16 protein-coding genes and 2 pseudogenes are annotated in these 15,975 nt (G+C 47.6%); 12 read left to right on the forward strand and 6 right to left on the reverse strand.

Annotated elements, in window-relative coordinates; genetic code table 11:
• The first annotated feature begins 464 nt into the window (after positions 1-464).
• From ltrA to HMPREF9010_RS20545, 12 genes and pseudogenes are all read left to right on the forward strand, one after another.
• On the forward strand, positions 465-2,111 hold the full coding sequence (gene ltrA, locus HMPREF9010_RS20580) for a group II intron reverse transcriptase/maturase (protein ID WP_008647089.1): 1,647 nt from the start codon (positions 465-467) through the stop codon (positions 2,109-2,111).
• Between the two features lie 8 nt (positions 2,112-2,119).
• Positions 2,120-2,713: a TraG family conjugative transposon ATPase gene (locus HMPREF9010_RS0123995; RefSeq protein ID WP_032844123.1), complete on the forward strand. Its 594-nt coding sequence runs from the start codon at positions 2,120-2,122 to the stop codon at positions 2,711-2,713.
• Between the two features lie 22 nt (positions 2,714-2,735).
• A complete protein-coding gene (locus HMPREF9010_RS26685) occupies positions 2,736-2,867 on the forward strand; it encodes a hypothetical protein (RefSeq protein ID WP_008020351.1) in 132 nt (43 codons plus the stop codon).
• The gene (locus HMPREF9010_RS0124000; RefSeq protein WP_004313115.1) at positions 2,868-3,143 is read left to right on the forward strand and encodes a hypothetical protein; all 276 of its coding nucleotides are present in this window, start codon (positions 2,868-2,870) and stop codon (positions 3,141-3,143) included.
• 4 nt (positions 3,144-3,147) lie between these two features.
• A pseudogene (locus HMPREF9010_RS0124010) lies at positions 3,148-3,777 on the forward strand (DUF4141 domain-containing protein).
• A 27-nt stretch (positions 3,778-3,804) separates the two neighbouring features.
• Positions 3,805-4,818 (forward strand): conjugative transposon protein TraJ, encoded by a 1,014-nt coding sequence (traJ, locus tag HMPREF9010_RS20575; RefSeq protein ID WP_008647096.1) that lies wholly within the window; start codon positions 3,805-3,807, stop codon positions 4,816-4,818.
• Positions 4,819-4,848: 30 nt separating this feature from the next.
• Positions 4,849-5,472, forward strand: a pseudogene (gene traK, locus HMPREF9010_RS20570) (conjugative transposon protein TraK).
• A gap of 262 nt (positions 5,473-5,734) precedes the next feature.
• The gene (gene traM, locus HMPREF9010_RS0124020) at positions 5,735-7,003 is read left to right on the forward strand and encodes a conjugative transposon protein TraM (protein ID WP_008647099.1); all 1,269 of its coding nucleotides are present in this window, start codon (positions 5,735-5,737) and stop codon (positions 7,001-7,003) included.
• A gap of 7 nt (positions 7,004-7,010) precedes the next feature.
• Complete coding sequence (gene traN, locus HMPREF9010_RS20560; protein ID WP_008647100.1) at positions 7,011-7,910, forward strand: conjugative transposon protein TraN; 900 nt, start codon at positions 7,011-7,013, stop codon at positions 7,908-7,910.
• An 18-nt stretch (positions 7,911-7,928) separates the two neighbouring features.
• Positions 7,929-8,522, forward strand: coding sequence for a conjugal transfer protein TraO (locus HMPREF9010_RS20555; RefSeq protein WP_050428250.1), 594 nt, complete (start codon positions 7,929-7,931; stop codon positions 8,520-8,522).
• 26 nt (positions 8,523-8,548) lie between these two features.
• Positions 8,549-9,010 (forward strand): TraQ conjugal transfer family protein, encoded by a 462-nt coding sequence (locus HMPREF9010_RS20550; protein ID WP_008647108.1) that lies wholly within the window; start codon positions 8,549-8,551, stop codon positions 9,008-9,010.
• Positions 9,011-9,167: 157 nt separating this feature from the next.
• Positions 9,168-10,079 (forward strand): M48 family metalloprotease, encoded by a 912-nt coding sequence (locus tag HMPREF9010_RS20545; RefSeq protein WP_008647109.1) that lies wholly within the window; start codon positions 9,168-9,170, stop codon positions 10,077-10,079.
• Positions 10,080-10,100: 21 nt separating this feature from the next.
• Here HMPREF9010_RS20545 and HMPREF9010_RS20540 read toward each other — a convergent pair whose 3' ends face one another.
• The 6 genes from HMPREF9010_RS20540 to HMPREF9010_RS0124030 all read right to left on the reverse strand — a co-directional run bounded on the left by HMPREF9010_RS20540 (position 10,101) and on the right by HMPREF9010_RS0124030 (position 15,206).
• Positions 10,101-10,562: a hypothetical protein gene (locus HMPREF9010_RS20540; protein WP_008647111.1), complete on the reverse strand. Its 462-nt coding sequence runs from the start codon at positions 10,560-10,562 to the stop codon at positions 10,101-10,103.
• Positions 10,563-10,923: 361 nt separating this feature from the next.
• Positions 10,924-11,163, reverse strand: coding sequence for a hypothetical protein (locus tag HMPREF9010_RS26455; RefSeq protein WP_008647113.1), 240 nt, complete (start codon positions 11,161-11,163; stop codon positions 10,924-10,926).
• A gap of 115 nt (positions 11,164-11,278) precedes the next feature.
• Positions 11,279-13,180 carry a ParB/RepB/Spo0J family partition protein gene (locus HMPREF9010_RS20535; protein ID WP_008647115.1) on the reverse strand — a complete coding sequence of 634 codons (1,902 nt, stop codon included), beginning with the start codon at positions 13,178-13,180 and terminating at the stop codon, positions 11,279-11,281.
• Positions 13,181-13,206: 26 nt separating this feature from the next.
• Positions 13,207-13,797: a hypothetical protein gene (locus HMPREF9010_RS20530; protein WP_008647118.1), complete on the reverse strand. Its 591-nt coding sequence runs from the start codon at positions 13,795-13,797 to the stop codon at positions 13,207-13,209.
• A gap of 66 nt (positions 13,798-13,863) precedes the next feature.
• Entirely contained in the window at positions 13,864-14,880 is a 1,017-nt protein-coding gene (locus tag HMPREF9010_RS20525; protein WP_008647120.1) for a hypothetical protein, read from the reverse strand.
• A gap of 32 nt (positions 14,881-14,912) precedes the next feature.
• Positions 14,913-15,206: a hypothetical protein gene (locus tag HMPREF9010_RS0124030; protein ID WP_032852447.1), complete on the reverse strand. Its 294-nt coding sequence runs from the start codon at positions 15,204-15,206 to the stop codon at positions 14,913-14,915.
• Between the last annotated feature and the right edge of the window lie 769 nt (positions 15,207-15,975).

Consider the following 15,975-nt stretch of genomic DNA (forward strand, 5'->3'; position numbering starts at 1 on the left):
GAAGTCAGAACCGCGAGGGAACGACAACTGCCGTTAGTATCGAATGGCAGGGGAGCTAGGCTGAATGGTATGAATAACGTAATGTGAACCGTTGATAAACGTCGTAACTTCGAATGAGCTGTTAATGATACTGGGCTCTAACCCAAAAGGGACGCAGTCGGATAACCTTCTTCATGCTAAGGTTACACGAACATGATGACTGCCGGCGGATAGACGGATTCTAACCCATTCGTTTGTCATATACAAGAAACATGGTAAACCCGTATTTCTCCTGTATAACAGCAGGTAAGCAAACCGTAAGGAAAGCCGAATGAAATGCGGGCAGAGGAATGTGGAAAAAGCGAATGCCGTTCTGTAATGGAGCGGATAGAGGTTGAAACATCACCTCACACGAAAGTGGGCTGACTTCCGCAAGGTGACTTTTTACAAGAAACTTTTAGAACTTATTCAAAGGAGAAAAGCAAATGAACGAAAGTAAGACATCGTGTGCATCTACTGACCAAAAGTGGAGCACCTGGGAAAGTATAGACTGGAACAAGTGCGAAATAGCGGTTAATAAGCTACAAGCACGTATTGTAAAAGCTCAGAAAGAAGGCAAACACGGCAGGGTGAAAGCCTTGCAGTGGATGCTGACGCATTCGTTTTACGCTAAAGCTTTAGCGGTAAAACGTGTTACATCGAACAGAGGCAGTAAAACTGCGGGTGTTGATAAAGCTGTGTGGGCAACTTCCAACAGTAAATTCAAGGCCATCAGCGAGCTGAGAAGAAGAGGCTATACCCCTCAGCCTCTAAGAAGGATACATATTAAAAAGAGTAACGGGAAGTTGCGCCCATTAGGGATTCCGACGATGAAAGACAGGGCAATGCAGGCATTGTATCTGCTCGCATTGGAACCTGTGTCAGAAACAACTGCTGACAGCAACTTCTACGGATTCCGTAAAGAGAGAAGTGCTGGCGATGCAAGAGAACAATGTTTTTGCGTCCTTGCCAAGACAGCTTCTCCCGAATGGATTTTAGAAGGAGACATCAAAGGTTGTTTTGACCATATCAGTCATGACTGGCTGTTGGAAAATATTCCAATGGATAAAGTCATGCTGAAAAAATGGCTCAAATGCGGTTTCGTTTTCAACAAGGAATTATTCCCTACGGAAGAAGGAACTCCACAGGGTGGAATTATCTCGCCAACTCTTGCCAATATGACATTGGACGGTCTGCAAGCAATGCTCGCAGAAAAGTATTATAGGAAATCCGTTAAGGGACAAGTATATTATTCAAAGGTTCACATGGTTCGATACGCGGATGATTTTATCATTACGGGAAGGACTAAAGAAGCATTGGAGCAAATAAAGCCGTTAGTGGAGAACTTCCTTGAAAGTCGGGGACTTACTCTATCAGAAGAAAAGACAAAGATAACCCATATTGAAGAGGGCTTTGATTTTCTCGGGTACAATATCCGTAAATACAATGGAATACTTCTAATAAAGCCGTCCAAAAAGAGTCTGAAGGGATTCATGGAGAAAATCAGAGGAATCATTGATTCCAATAAAGGTAGTAAACAGGAATCTCTTATAAGACTTTTGAATCCGGTAATAGTCGGTTGGGTGAATTACTACAAGAATTGCGTGGCTTCGGACACATTCAGAAAAGCTGATTACTTGATATTTGAAAAGCTATGGCAATGGGCCAAGAGACGACATCCCAAGAAAGGTAAATATTGGATTGCCAGCAGATACTTTACACGAATAAAGAATCGTAACTGGTGCTTTGTGGCGAACTTCAAAAGGGGTAAAGCGGATGATAAGATTGCCCTCAAAAGACTGTACGACACGAAAATCACCCGATACGTAAAAGTGAAAGGTGAAGCCAATCCTCTCGACCCTGAATGGAAAGAATATTTTGAAAAGCGCAAGACTTACAAGATGCTCAAGTCGCTTAATGGTAGAAAATCATTGCTGTATATGTGGGAAAGACAAAATCATTTATGCCCCATATGCGGAGAACCCATAGACAAAGAACACTCGTGGGGAACTAATGAAAGAATTGTCAATGGAAAGAAAGTTAATTTCTTGGTACATGACAGTTGCAGAAGAAAAGTCATTCAACTTAAATAGATGTAACAATGAGCTGGTTTCTATTAGATAGAAATTTAAAGTTGCTTGAGCCGTATGATTGGAAACTTTCACGTACGGTTCTTAGGGGGGAAAGGGGCAGTAATGCCCCCGACCTACCCGGCAAGGCAATCGCCAAGGAAGGTATGGCAAACTACATCCGTTATCTTTTTAAAACAGTCAGAAAGTTTTACGGAGAGGCGGTTGTAGTGACGCAGGAAGTGGATGATATTATCTCTTCCCCCGTTGTGAAAGAGACGATTATCAACAACAGTGACTGCAAAATACTGCTCGATCAGCGGAAGTATCAAAACAAGTTCGACCAGATACAGAACCTGCTCGGCTTGACGGACAAGGAACGCAGCCAGATACTTTCTATCAATCTTGCCAATGCAGCGAACCGCCTTTATAAAGAGGTCTGGATAGGGCTTGGTGGTACGCAAAGTGCGGTATATGCAACAGAAGTTTCGGCTGAAGAGTACCTTTGCTACACCACCGAAGAGACTGAGAAACTGGAACTTACCCGCCTTACGGAAAAGCTGGGCGGAAACATCGAACTGGCTATCAAACAACTTGCCGAAAGCAAACGGCAGGAAAACAAGTAACCATATTAATCTATAGACAACAATGAGTAAGAAAGATTTATTAAGCCAATGCAGGGAAGCACTCGGAGATGCGACCCTGACCAATCTGGATCTGCTGAACCTGATTGGGGAAATGAAGAAAGAACTGGAACACGACCGCATCTGCGGTCACTGAATGAACAAGGAAGGCGGCTCCACGCTGACAATCCGTAAATCCAACCATGTGACGGACGGATTCAAGGGATACAAGGCTACGCTGTTCGCCGGAGAAATGAGTTATACCGAAATCAATATCCCGCTCCGGAAAGGGGACGACCTTTTCCTGCACGGGAACAAGGATGCCGGATGTATCGGGTATTTCAGCGGAAGCGAGGTATTGCTGTTCGGCTGTTACGGACTGTTTGCCCGTGATGACGACAGCCGGTATTTACTTACCAAAGAAAGGAGATAGACGCATGAAAAAGAGAATGATAATTTTATTCATGGCACTACTGTCCCTTTCGGTGACAAGCAAAGCACAGTGGGCAGTGATAGACCCTACGAACCTTGCTCAAGGCATTGTAAACTCGGCCAATGAAATTGTACAGACTTCCACAACGGCACAGAACATGTGAAGTAACTTTCAGGAGACTGTAAAGATTTACCAGCAGGGAAAGGCCTACTACGACGCTTTGAAATCCGTACACGATCTCGTAAAAGGGGCACGCAAGGTACAACAGACTATCCTTCTGGTAGGTGACATCAGCGATATTTACGTGACTAATTTCAATACGATGATGGGCGACCCGAATTTTACCGTGGAAGAACTCTCGGCCATTGCTTTCGGGTATAACCGGTTGCTTGAAGAAAGCAGCAACCTGCTGCTGGACTTGAAGGAAGTGACCACGGCTACCGGACTCTCGATGACCGACAAGGAACGGCTGGACATCATCAACCGGATATATGGCGAAGTGCTGGAATACAAGAACCTGACATGGTACTATACCCGAAAGAATATCGGCATATCGTACCTGCGCAGCAAGAAGAAGGGGGATTCCCAGCGGGTGCTTGCCCTGTACGGGACACACGACCAGCGTTACTGGTAATCATTCATCATTAAAAAAAGATAGACTATGATATTACTATCAATAGACTGGACGAACCTACATGAGTTGCTGCGTTCGCTTTACGATGAAATGATACCGCTGTGCGAGGATATGGCAAGCGTGGCAAAAGGTGTGGCGGGTATCGGTGCCCTGTTCTACGTGGCTTACCGGGTGTGGCAGTCCCTTTCAAGGGCGGAAGAGATAGACGTGTTCCCACTCTTCAGACCATTTGTGCTGGGCCTTTGCATCATGTTCTTTCCTACTATGGTGCTGGGGACAATCAACGGGATTCTTTCCCCCGTATGCAGTGCCACTTCCTCACTGGTGGAACAGCAGACTTTCGACATGAAGAAGTATCAGGAAGAGAAGGACGAACTGGAACGGGAAGCGATGCTCCGTGACCCGGCAAAGGCTTTCCTTGTGAGTGATGAGGAATTTGACAAGAAGATAGACGAGCTTGGCTGGTCGCTGGGGGACATGGACACGATGATAAACATGTACGGGCAGAAGGCGGTGTATGACATGGGGGAAAAGGTGAGGCAATGGTTCCGGGAACTGCTGGAACTCTTCTTTCAGGCAGCCTCGCTGCTGATAGACACGCTGAGGACTTTTTTCTTGATTGTCCTGTCCATACTGGGGCCTATCTCTTTTGCACTGGCCGTCTATGACGGGTTCCAGAGTACACTCACCACATGGTTGTCACGCTATATCTGTATTTACTTATGGCTGCCCGTGGGCGACCTGTTCGGCGCTATCCTCTCGCGCATACAGGTTCTGATGTTGCAGCAGGATATCAAACAGATGCAGGACCCGACATTCATACCAGACGCATCGGGCAGTGTGTATTGTATATTCATGATTATAGGTATCATCGGTTATTTCTGCGTTCCCACGGTGTCCTCGTGGATTATCCAGGCAGGCGGTGCGGGAGCTTACGGGCAGAAGGTGGGCGGTGCCGGGAAAATGGCCGGAAACGGTGCGGCGGCAGTCGGTGGGGCAGTCGGCGGATCGGTAGCCGGACGCATCAAGAAAATGTTCTAAACGTATCACTTAAAAAAACAGAAAGAAGACATGGAGTTCAAATCATTAAAAAACATCGAGACATCGTTCCGGCAGCTACGGCTGTTCGGAATGGTATTCCTGGGAGTATGCGCACTGGTAACGGTCTTCGCCACCTGAAAGGCATACGAGTTTGCCGAGGCGCAGCGGCAGAAAATCTATGTACTGGACAACGGAAAATCGCTGATGCTGGCACTCTCGCAGGACGTGCAGCAGAACCGCCCCGTGGAAGCGAGGGAACATATCAGACGTTTCCACGAACTGTTTTTCACCCTATCACCGGACAAGAGCGCCATTGAAAGCAACATCCAGCGTGCCCTTTACCTTTCGGATGAAAGCGCCATCGGTTACTACCGGAACTTGCAGGAGAAAGGCTACTTCAACCGGATGATAGCGGGAAATATCTCGCAGACCCTGACGGTGGACAGCATACGGGGAAACTTCAACAGTTATCCCTACCAGATGAAGACCTATTGCCGGCAGCACATCATCCGTTCGAGCAGCGTTACCGAAAGGTCGCTTGTCACGACCTGCCGTCTGAGAAATGTAACCCGGAGCGACAACAATCCGCAGGGCTTCCTGATAGAGAGTTTTACAATCATTGAAAACAGGGACATCGGACAGTATGAAAGATAACGGGATGAAAAAGGTCTTCCACTCGTTCAGAACGAAGAAAGACCGCTGTATGGTAAAACTCCGCAGACGCGGCGGCGATTGAGCTACCGGCAGCAAAGGATGATCATCCTTTACCTGCTCGGCCTTTTCGCCGCCATCGACCTTGCCTACATCGTGGGCGGATTTTGCGGGAAAGACAAATTTCCGATTGAGGTACAACACATCCAAAGGATTGTGCTTCCCCAAACGGACAGTATCCAACCATTCAAAAACAATATATCCAATGGCACAATCAGATAAGAAAGAAGAAAAAGAGAAAGAACGGGAATCACAGAAGGCGAAATCCGCTTTAGAAAAGGAAAAGAAGCAGGGCGGCAAGGCCGTTGAAAAACTCAAATTCTACGGCGTGGTGGCATTCCTCTCCCTGCTTTGTGCCGGGTTCATCTGGTTTATCTTCAAACCGGACGCGCCCGAAACGGTGGAAGGGATGGCGGGTATCAATACGACGATACCCGACGCTATCGCACCCGAGACGATGGCCGACAAACAGAAGGCCTATGAACTGGAAGAGATGAAGAAACGCCGCAAGGAAAAGGTAAGAACCTTGCAGGACATGGCGGGGGACTATCTGACACCGGACACGCTCGATGGGCTGAAGCCGGAAGAAAGAGCGCCGAGGGTGGATGCAATCCGCGAGTCCAGGGAGAAGCAGCGACAGATTTCACGCCAGATTACCTCCTTTTATCAGGAGCCGAAGGAAAGTCCCAGGGTGAGCGAACTGGAACGGCAGGTGAAAGAACTTAGCGAAAAGCTGGAACGTGAACGCAAGTCACAAGACCCGCTGGAACTGATGGAGAAATCGTATGAAATGGCGGCACGCTACTTCCCCGGACAGACGGGCGGACAGGTGAAAAGCATACAGACTGCCGGTGGAACGGGTGCGGGCAATCCTGCCGCAATAGCCGCCGGACGTGTCACCGAAAACGTAGTATCGTCACTGGCTGCGCCACCATTGCCGGATTCAATACCCCGTAATTACGGTTTTGCCACGGCCGTAGGCGGCGGGCAGTTTGCCGGAGCCAATACGATACGTGCCTGCGTGGCGGAAGACCAGACGGTGACTACCGGATCACGTATCAAGTTCCGGCTGTTGGAACCGCTGCAAGTGGGCAGTGTACTCGTCCCCGCAAACACTCCGCTATTCGGCACGGTGCGTATCGAGGGACAGCGGATGGCGGTTAGCGTGAACTCCATCGAAAGCGGCGGCAATATCCTGCCGGTGGAACTGGCGGCTTACGACATGGATGGACAGGCCGGACTTTTCGTCCCGAATACCGCGGAGCGTACCGCCATGAAGGAAGCCGCCGCCAACATCGGAAGCGGTTTCGGGACAAGCATCTCGTTTGCCCGCAGTGCCTCGCAGCAACTCGTCATGGACGTGACAAGGGGTGTACTTAGCGGCGGCTCACAATACCTGGCCACAAAGATGCGGGAAGTGAAAGTGTCCGTCAAAGCGAATTATCAACTTTTATTAATATCCCAAAAACAGTAATCAGATTATGAAGACAAGAATTATTTTATCAATAGTCATGCTTTTCTCTCTGCTGGGTGTAAAAGCGCAGGAACCGGTGGAAACAAAGATTTTCCCCACCAATCAGATTATCGCACCGCATAAGATTGAGGTGACTTTCCAGAAGACCGTGCATATCCTTTTCCCCTCGGAAGTGAAATACGTGGATTTAGGCTCGTTCGACATCATTGCGGACAAGGCCACGGGAGCGGAAAACGTAGTCCGCATCAAGGCGGCGGTAAAAGGATTTGAGGGGGAAACGAATTTTTCAGTCATCACCGCCGACGGTTGTTTCTATTCTTTTAATGTGGTCTATAAGGACGAGCCGGCACAGCTTTCCATCGAGATGGAAGACTGGCTCCGGGACAATCCCGAAGGCGGTTTTGCCGGCGACCGCATGTTCGTGAAGCTGAAAGAACTGGGCGGGGAGACACCGCTGGTGGTGAACCGCATCATGTACACGCTATATAAGAAGAACAAAAAGGACATCAGGCACATCGGCTGCAAGAAGTACGGGATTCAGACATTGCTCAAAGGGCTTTATATCAACAATGACCTGCTGTATCTGCATACTTCCGTGCGCAACACCTCGGACATATCGTTCGACATCGACTACATCCGCTTTAAAATCATCGACAAGAAGGTGGCCAAGCGCACGGCCATGCAGGAGAACTTCATAGAACCGGTAAGGACATACAACCGTCTGAGAACGGTGGACGGGAAAGCTACGGTACGTAACATATTCGTGTTGCCAAAACTTACCTTGCCGGATGACAAGCTGCTCGTCGTGGAGGTTTACGAAAAGGGCGGTGCCCGTCACCAGTCATTCCGCATAGAGAATACCGACCTTGTGGCGGCAAAACCAATCAGTGAGTTGCACCTGAAATAATAACCTCCATATAATATAATGTATATGCAAAGAATACTATTCATATTGGCATTAGCCGTGGCGTTGTTCTTCACAGCGGACAAGGCATACGCGCAGCGTGACCTGCCGGGACAAACGGGTGTACAGTTTACGACAGGTGGAGTCGACCGTTTCCTTTCGTGGAAGAGTGGCGGTGAGCGTCACTACTTCACCTCGCTGGCCTTTACACGTACCAACCGTAACCGTACCTACTGGCTGTACGGCCTGGATTATCAGATAAAGGAATACACGTATGAAAGTAAGGCGATACCCAAAGCGCAGTTTACGGGGGAACTCGGTTACTTCATTCCCGTAGTATCGAACAAGGGCCGGAACGTATGCTTCCGTATCGGGCTTTCCGCGCTGGGTGGTTTTGAGACAGTCAACTGGGGAACCTCCCTGCTTCCTGACGGGGCGTCAGTGACGAACGGGGACAGCTTTATCTATGGCGGCGGCCTGACGGCGGCTTTCGACGTCTGGCTGACAGACCAGATTATCCTGCTGATGCAGGTAAAGGAAAGGGCGCTCTTCGGAACGGATGCGGGGAACTTCCATACGCAGATAGGATTGGGCGTTCGCCTTATTATTAACTAATAAAAAGTGAAAGGAGAAACAGAAAAATGAAAAACGTATTATATATATGTATAGGCGCACTAATTACAGTGCTGGCCTTGAGTTCATGTAACGATGCGATAGACATCCGGCAGGATTATGATTTCAAGCTCTCTTCTTGGTATCTGCAAAAACAGATTACAACGGGTGAAACGGTGGAGATACGCTTTTATCTTGACCGTGAAGGGGACTATGAGAAGGCGGAGTATGGACTCGGATATATACAAGTGGAAGGTAAGGGTGAAGTATTCGACAGCGAAGGCGTGAAACTTATCAACCGGGAAGTAAGGCCGCTGGCGGAGGTGCCGGGGCTGGATACGGAAAATCCGGTGAAGCAGGTATTCACACTCTTTTACCGTTCGACAAGCGCCAAACGCTCGGAACTGAAATTCTTTGTCCGTGATAATTTCGGACGGGAAAGGGAACTGACGGTAACCTTTGATACGGAAAACAGTACGGCGGAAGAATAGCCGTTACCAAAATTCACAAGGAAAGACGGCGGGGCAACCTGTCGTCCCCTATTTTATGAAATTTGCTTAATGAAAACAAATGAATAAGTAATTGTTCCGGATTGCACAAAATTTGTTTCTATATTTAGCCGGAAGTTAATTAATCAATCAGATACACATGAAAACAACACTCAGGATATTCCGCATTGTACTCAAGTTGCTCCTGCTCTCTTACGTAGCAGTGGTAAACATTATCCTCATATCGGCCTTTTATGTCCTGCTGCTGGCAATCGTCGGCTGGGTGGCCCCTTCATTCCTGCCGGGGTTGTTCGCCCAATACTCCTTTGCGCATCATCTGGTCTATTCGTTGCCTTTTTATATCGTATTGCTTTATATCCTCTACAGCCTTTCGCCGCTGAACGTATGGGTGATGCGGATGAAAGAGGGGTACAAACCGCTGGATGCCAATGAACGGGCACGGCTGGAACGCCTGCTCCTGGAAATGGGGATGGAAAGGAAGCTGAACATTTACCGTAACAGGGACGCACGCACGAACGCCGTGACTTTCGGCTTCAACACTATCGGTTTGACGGGCGGCATACTCGGTGCGGCCTCGGATGAGGAACTCAAAGGGATCATCTGCCACGAAGTGGGACATATATCGCATTATGATTTCGTCTATCAGGTGCTTCTTTTCTCGATGCAGTCGCTGGGCTACCGTTGTCTGTACGGGCTGTTCCTTATTCCTTCCCTGATTTTCGGGGTGATTGGGAACTTTATGATCGGTGTGGTGCCTGCCGTCCGTTTTGCCGTGGGGGGAATAGCGAAATTGTGGTGGAGTGCCTACAAGTTGTTGCACCACACGATTTACGGTCTCAGCCGGATAGCCGACGTGAATATCAACAAATACGCCGAATACCGTTGCGACACGTATGCGGTGCGCTACGGTTGCGGAGAGGGCCTGCTCTCGTTCCTGCGACGGTTGGCGGTGGCGGAGACGGGCGGGGAGCGGACTTCGTTCACCGAATATATTATGAGTACGCATCCGTCAACAGAAAAACGGATAGCCCGGCTGGAAAAACTGCTATAACCTGCGGCAAAGAATAGGTGCCTATATCATTTTCCGGATATTGGTATAGGGAATGCCCAATGCACGCACCTGCCCGATTTCATCCGAAGTGTCTTCATAGTAACAGACGATGTGACTGCTTGTAAGCACTTCTTGAAGACTGTCTTTTTCTGAAAGCGTTTCTCTGTTGCCCGCCTGTTTGAGCAAATCGTCGTATAAGGCGCAATAAAGCTTGTCGGCGCCGGCCGGATAAGGTGTTTCGGGTATGACTGCCGAAAGAATGATGTCCGGGCATTTGTCCGCGTCGCGCAACATGACTATCGTATCGGCCGCCAACAGCCCGATATAAGTATTCAGGTGGCAGGAGAATGTGCGGTATCCTTCATCATACAGTGAAAGAATGCGCCGGTAGAGTTCCATGCGGATTTTATCTTCTCTGAATTGGTCGTATTTTGTTGTCTTTTCAATGGTACTGCCGGTTATGGCAATGTTCTTATTATACATCTTGCTATGGTTTATTGATTAGTACCTTGTCCGTAACTTCCTGCTAGGTACCGAAAAAAGCACGGTACTTAACAAGTTTTACTCTCAGGTACGACCAAGCACCCATGCAGGAAACGAGTTAAGACCGTGCCATAAGCGTATGACAAGGACTTCGCCCGTTTATTCTCCTGCATTAAAATTGGTCGTTTTGAGAGTAGAATAAACAGCTAAAAGCTATTATACTATGTAATCATTCAACTTTTTTTGTCTTCTAACTATCTTTTTAAAATTCAACTGCACAAAAATAGAAAAAAGCCGGGCAACCGCATTATGATTGCCCGACTTTTTTAAGATGTCTTTTGCAGGTGTGGGGTGTGGCAGGTCAGTCCACGGGTTCGCCGCCATATCTTAGGCGGCAGATGTCTTCATGGATTTCCCGCATGATGTTCAGTTGCATCCGCCTGCTGATATGGCGGCTTGGCGAACGCATGAACAACCGGTTCTCTATCAGGCTGCAAAACTTGGTGCCTTCTTTACTTACCATGCAAATGATTTGATTTTCAAGGAAAAATTCCCTATCGGTGGAATATTCAACGTTCGGGGATATTCTGATGTATTTCATACATTGACGGTGTGAAAGGTGATTACGGTGGCGGTGTGGGTGGGGTCGTCCGACCCTTCCCTGCCGCATGGGTGGGAAAAACGTGCCGGAATTGTCTCCGGCACGCCTGCTGTTTTTAAGCGGCTTTTCCGCTATCAAGTTTCTCCGCTTTCGGGGAGGTGACTTTCTTTTCCGTCTTTTCGGCTGCCGTTGTCGGTTGTTGTCCCGCTTCTTTGGCTGCCGCCTTTTCCGCTTTCCTCATTTCCTTTATCCTCTCGTCCAAACGTTCGTGACGTTTCTGATATTCTTCCTCGTGGGTGGCTTTGGCAAGTCCGTACTGGTCGGGGAAGTGCATGTTTGCGAAGTCCCTCAACAGTTTGGATGCGCTGTTGTCTCCGTAAGCGTCCTCGCAAAGAAAATGACTGATGAAGTCCCGTTTGATGACCGTTCTTTGTGCGTCCGTCAACTTGGCTACAATCTTCATGCGTTGTTTTTCGTCCAGCGGCAACGGCTGGTCTTTGATGCCGCAAAGCGGATAATGCTTTCTTTGCAGTCTGGTCAGCATGATGAAATACATCATCCCGTCCTCGTACTGCGTGAAAGGGCTTTCGGGATAGTCGTTTTCACGAACTACTTTCTTTGTATCGGCTACAACCTTCTCTACGGACAACTGTTTGAAACGCTTGTCCTTTTCCTGCAATGTTTCGATGGTGACGGGGGCGGTTTCTTTCTTGTTTATCTCAACATAGCAAAGTTCGGGTTCTCTCTGCCCTACCTTTACATAGGTCTTTATCCTGCCTTCTTCCTGCTTGCGGTTGAGTTCCTCCACTTTTAGGGTGTAGTCCGTCTGTTTCTTTTCAAACGTCTTTACGGCTTCTTCATACTCTTTCGGGTTGGTGAATTTTTCCTGCTGCGGTACTTCGGGGGCTTTGGGGAAATTCTGTGCCGAAACGGTGTAATTCAGTTCTTTTATCTCGTGCCCTTTCTTGTCGAGTTTTTGAAGTGCCGTTTCGTTCATGCCACCGTAATAGGGTCGGGCTATCACCAATTTCGGATCGGATTTCAACAGTTTCTCCGTCTCCTTTGCCACGAATGCGGCATTCTTGGCTTCCAAACACTTGCGGTTGGTGCAATGTCCGCACCCGTTATGTTCGGCAAAAAGGTTGTAGTTCGCTGCGTTGTGTACACATTCCCTGCATTCCGTCTTGTCGAACTTGTATTGTGCAAGGTCGGTGGTATAGTATTTCTCAAAATGCTTTTTAAAGAGGTTCAATGTATATCCCGTCCAATTGTCTCCGCTGCCCTCTTTGAGGTGCTTCTCGTAAACGTCCTTTTGGATGTGCGGTTCATAGGTGCTTATTTCCTCGGCTACGCTGATGGTGATTGTTTCATTGTCCAACAGTTCACCGATAGGCTGATACAGTTCGTTCAGTTTTAGGCGGGTATAGATATATTTCTCGCTCCGTCCGAAACGGCTGACGAGTGAATACATATCGTACCGTCCTTTTTCAAGCAAGCGTTTGAACGCTCTCGCTTCTTCGGTGGGGCGTACCTGCTCACGCTGCAAATTTTCACTCAGTGACATATCTTCCGCTTCATCATCCGTGATGTTGCCGTATATGGTTGCCTTTATCGTCTTTGCTCCTGCAAGCAATGAGGCACGGTAACGGCGTTCACCGTAAATGATTTCGTAGCCTCCTGCCGTGCGTGGGCGTACTGCGATAGCCTGCAAAACGCCTACTTCCCGGATACTGTCCGCAAGTTCCTGCAAAGATGCGTCATTGAATGTCTTGCGGTGGTTCTCTGCGCTTGGCTGCACGGTGGTTATGTCAAGGTCGGTTTCGGCTGTAGCCGTTGCAAGCGGGGTTTTAAACTCGGCTGGCTGCGGTGCTTCTTCAGTGGCGGCAGGCACATTCGGCCCACCGATTAACATCATCGGCTTTTGGATGACTGCCAAAGCGGTTACTTTTACTTCTGCTGTCGCTTTCTCTGATTTTTGTACAACGTTGTTCTTCTGTACTTTTTTGCTCGTTTTCATAATGATAAATTTTAAAATGTTGATAATTAATTAAATAACTTTCCGTCTGAAAGGTATTCCCAATTGTGGGCGTTACATTCCTCTACAAAGTATTCCATCGTTTGGGTGCTTTCCATATCATCCCGGCAGGCACGGAAAAAACTGCGAAGACAAGCATTTATAAGATTGTCAAACGTAACGTTCTCTGACGGGGATTTTAGAAAGTCATACATCGGGGCAAGAATATAGTTGTCTATGTAATATCCCGTAAGGGGGCAACAAGTATCTATAAAGATTCTGCTCTTTCTTCCTTTCGTCCCTTTCCAAAAATATTTGGGGGCGTATAGGTCGCTCCAATGGTTGTTCGTCAGATAGGTTGCCAGCCGCCAGCCGTTTAACCTGTCTATGCAGTCTTCCTGTCTGCTCCGATAGTCATAGCTATAATTGTATGCGTCATATCTCCAATTGCGGCACACAATGCCGAAGCGTTCGCAAAAGGTATCAAGGGTCTGTCGGTTCTCACCCGTCCAGCCGTAAAAGTATCGGTTGCATAACCATTCGATGTGCGCCTTTTCTTTGGCTTCTTCGGATAACTCGGTTATCTGATAAAGGGTATATGTTCTTGTTTCTGTTCTCATATCGTTATATGTGTTTAGAAGTTTTTAGATAGCGGGGCGGATTGCTCCGCCCTGCTGTGGGTGTTCTTATGCTTGGATGCACGCTGCAAGTGCTTCCCTTACTTTCGTCTCCTGCTTCTTGCTGTATATCCACCCTGCACGCCTTTCACCGTTATAGGTGAGGTTCGCACGGAAAAGACCGTTCAAGCCTTTGAGAACGTCCTTTATCGGCTTGGTATCACCGAATACGGCTATCGCCTTTTCACTGTACTCTACGATTTCAAGGTTAAGTGCAGAAAGGTCTGCGGATACTGTCGGCTGTTCGGCCGTGTCTGTCGGGGGCTGCGTTGTTTTCAGACAAATGTTCGCTTCATCCCCTGCCGTATGCGCATACCGTTCCAAGAGTTTTTCAAGGCTGTAAATCGGTTCTTTACTAATCGTCCAACCGTTGTACTTGTTCCTGCCCAAATACATACCGTCTCCCATGCTGTAATTTTCACGGTGTTCGTAGTCTGCGTTATATTCGGCCAAATGGGCTGTTCCCTCAAAATTGGCCGCATACTTGCGCATTTCTGAAAAGAGGTTGCGTGTATGTTTGGAAAAGCCCAAAATCACGGTTCTTTCTATACGGTAGTTGTAATAGTCCGTATAACTGTCGCATTCGCTTACCCGTAGTTCACCGATAATAACGGCTTTTGCGTCCGATGGGATGAGGGGGAGCAACCGTGCCGCACCGATTTTCGAGATACGTTCGTGTTCCTCCCGTGCTTCCTTTGCTTTGCGTTCTTCTTCGGCTTTCTTCTCTTTCGCCTTGGCAAGCAAAGCGGCTGTTTCCAACGGATCTAAAAATGTCGGGTTCTCGCTGTCGTAATAGATGCCTATTCCGAACTTTTCGGATAACGGGCGGATAAGGTCGGATGTGCTGAAGTCGTACGTACTTGTGTGTACGAGATGATAAGTAAATCCGTATCGGTCACGGGTGATGTCATAGACTACATAACTGCCGCCTGCATAACCTTCCAACACGACAATCTGATTGATAGAAACGGTCTGTACGTCTCTATCGTAGCTTCTGTTAGCTCCTAATAAATGTACTTTAGCCATAATGGTTTGATTTTAAATGAATTAATATTTAGTTAGAGTATCACGCAAATAAGAATGAGCAAAAGCGCATACACGCAAAGGGAAAGGAATGTCCAAAGGATGCGCCACACGGTACGGATAAGGAGGACCACCACTGCCAAAACGGCCAACGTGGGCAGCAAACCACCCAAACCAACGGCAACACCCCCAATAAAGGCACACACGAAACGCACCGCCACATACGCCACGAAGCCGACCGCCAACCATTTCACCAATTTTTTAATGCCGGTTGGAGCGGAGCCGAAGCCTCGTTTCAAATCTTGCTGTATTTCAGTTCTCTTTTTCATAACATTGACTTTTTTTTATGCCTTGTCGGTGGCTTCACCTTGCTCGTTTCAGGGGGCAGATACGGACGGGGAGAAAATATGCAAGGCTTTTGGTGAAAAATTTTCAACCGCCCCACTGGACGGATTGAAAAATTTTCGCCAAAACCCGTAGGGCGCGAAGCGGGCTTGCAGATTTTTAGGGGCCCCGGCCGTAGCTTCGCACCCTGAACTACGGCAAGGTGAAGTCATGACAAGGTTATAAAAAAGGGGAAATGGCTATAGTGGGGAAAAGAGAACTGAAATACGGCAAGATTCGGAAGGCTGTGCCGACCGGATTATTTATATGATTATAATCGGGTTTTATATCGGGGAAAAAGAAATGGATGTTTATATCCATAAAAAAAGTGCCTCTATCTTTTGGGGATAGCGCACTTCTTCAGTTGTGTGTCTTCAAATAATAGGTCCTCACGGATTTTCTGATTTTATATTTAATGCCTATTGAATTAATATAACTATTACAAAATCAAGCTGGAACAAAAGTAAATGTTGTAAATGGCAATAAAAAGTAACACAAATAACAGGATGAAGCATTTATCATTCATTAACGATTTACATAAGGTGATGCTACGCAGGTATTACAAATATTTGTTTTCCAGTATCATTAACTGTAGTTGAATGATTGCATTAAAGATGTAATAGCAAACATCGTTGGGAATACAAAAAAGAAAATAAGGATAATATCTTAATCAAAGAACTTTAGTTTGTAGTAAAATCGTAATATGGTTTTACT

Origin of the sequence: Bacteroides sp. 3_1_23, assembly GCF_000162555.1 — a bacterium.
Lineage (GTDB): Bacteria > Bacteroidota > Bacteroidia > Bacteroidales > Bacteroidaceae > Bacteroides > Bacteroides ovatus.

Coding starts and splice junctions, on each gene's coding strand:
- ltrA (WP_008647089.1), top strand. CDS start 465: ATGAACGAAAGTAAGACATCGTGTGCATCTACTGACCAAAAGTGGAGC.
- HMPREF9010_RS0123995 (WP_032844123.1), top strand. CDS start 2,120: ATGAGCTGGTTTCTATTAGATAGAAATTTAAAGTTGCTTGAGCCGTAT.
- HMPREF9010_RS26685 (WP_008020351.1), top strand. CDS start 2,736: ATGAGTAAGAAAGATTTATTAAGCCAATGCAGGGAAGCACTCGGAGAT.
- HMPREF9010_RS0124000 (WP_004313115.1), top strand. CDS start 2,868: ATGAACAAGGAAGGCGGCTCCACGCTGACAATCCGTAAATCCAACCAT.
- traJ (WP_008647096.1), top strand. CDS start 3,805: ATGATATTACTATCAATAGACTGGACGAACCTACATGAGTTGCTGCGT.
- traM (WP_008647099.1), top strand. CDS start 5,735: ATGGCACAATCAGATAAGAAAGAAGAAAAAGAGAAAGAACGGGAATCA.
- traN (WP_008647100.1), top strand. CDS start 7,011: ATGAAGACAAGAATTATTTTATCAATAGTCATGCTTTTCTCTCTGCTG.
- HMPREF9010_RS20555 (WP_050428250.1), top strand. CDS start 7,929: ATGTATATGCAAAGAATACTATTCATATTGGCATTAGCCGTGGCGTTG.
- HMPREF9010_RS20550 (WP_008647108.1), top strand. CDS start 8,549: ATGAAAAACGTATTATATATATGTATAGGCGCACTAATTACAGTGCTG.
- HMPREF9010_RS20545 (WP_008647109.1), top strand. CDS start 9,168: ATGAAAACAACACTCAGGATATTCCGCATTGTACTCAAGTTGCTCCTG.
- HMPREF9010_RS20540 (WP_008647111.1), bottom strand. CDS start 10,562: ATGTATAATAAGAACATTGCCATAACCGGCAGTACCATTGAAAAGACA.
- HMPREF9010_RS26455 (WP_008647113.1), bottom strand. CDS start 11,163: ATGAAATACATCAGAATATCCCCGAACGTTGAATATTCCACCGATAGG.
- HMPREF9010_RS20535 (WP_008647115.1), bottom strand. CDS start 13,180: ATGAAAACGAGCAAAAAAGTACAGAAGAACAACGTTGTACAAAAATCA.
- HMPREF9010_RS20530 (WP_008647118.1), bottom strand. CDS start 13,797: ATGAGAACAGAAACAAGAACATATACCCTTTATCAGATAACCGAGTTA.
- HMPREF9010_RS20525 (WP_008647120.1), bottom strand. CDS start 14,880: ATGGCTAAAGTACATTTATTAGGAGCTAACAGAAGCTACGATAGAGAC.
- HMPREF9010_RS0124030 (WP_032852447.1), bottom strand. CDS start 15,206: ATGAAAAAGAGAACTGAAATACAGCAAGATTTGAAACGAGGCTTCGGC.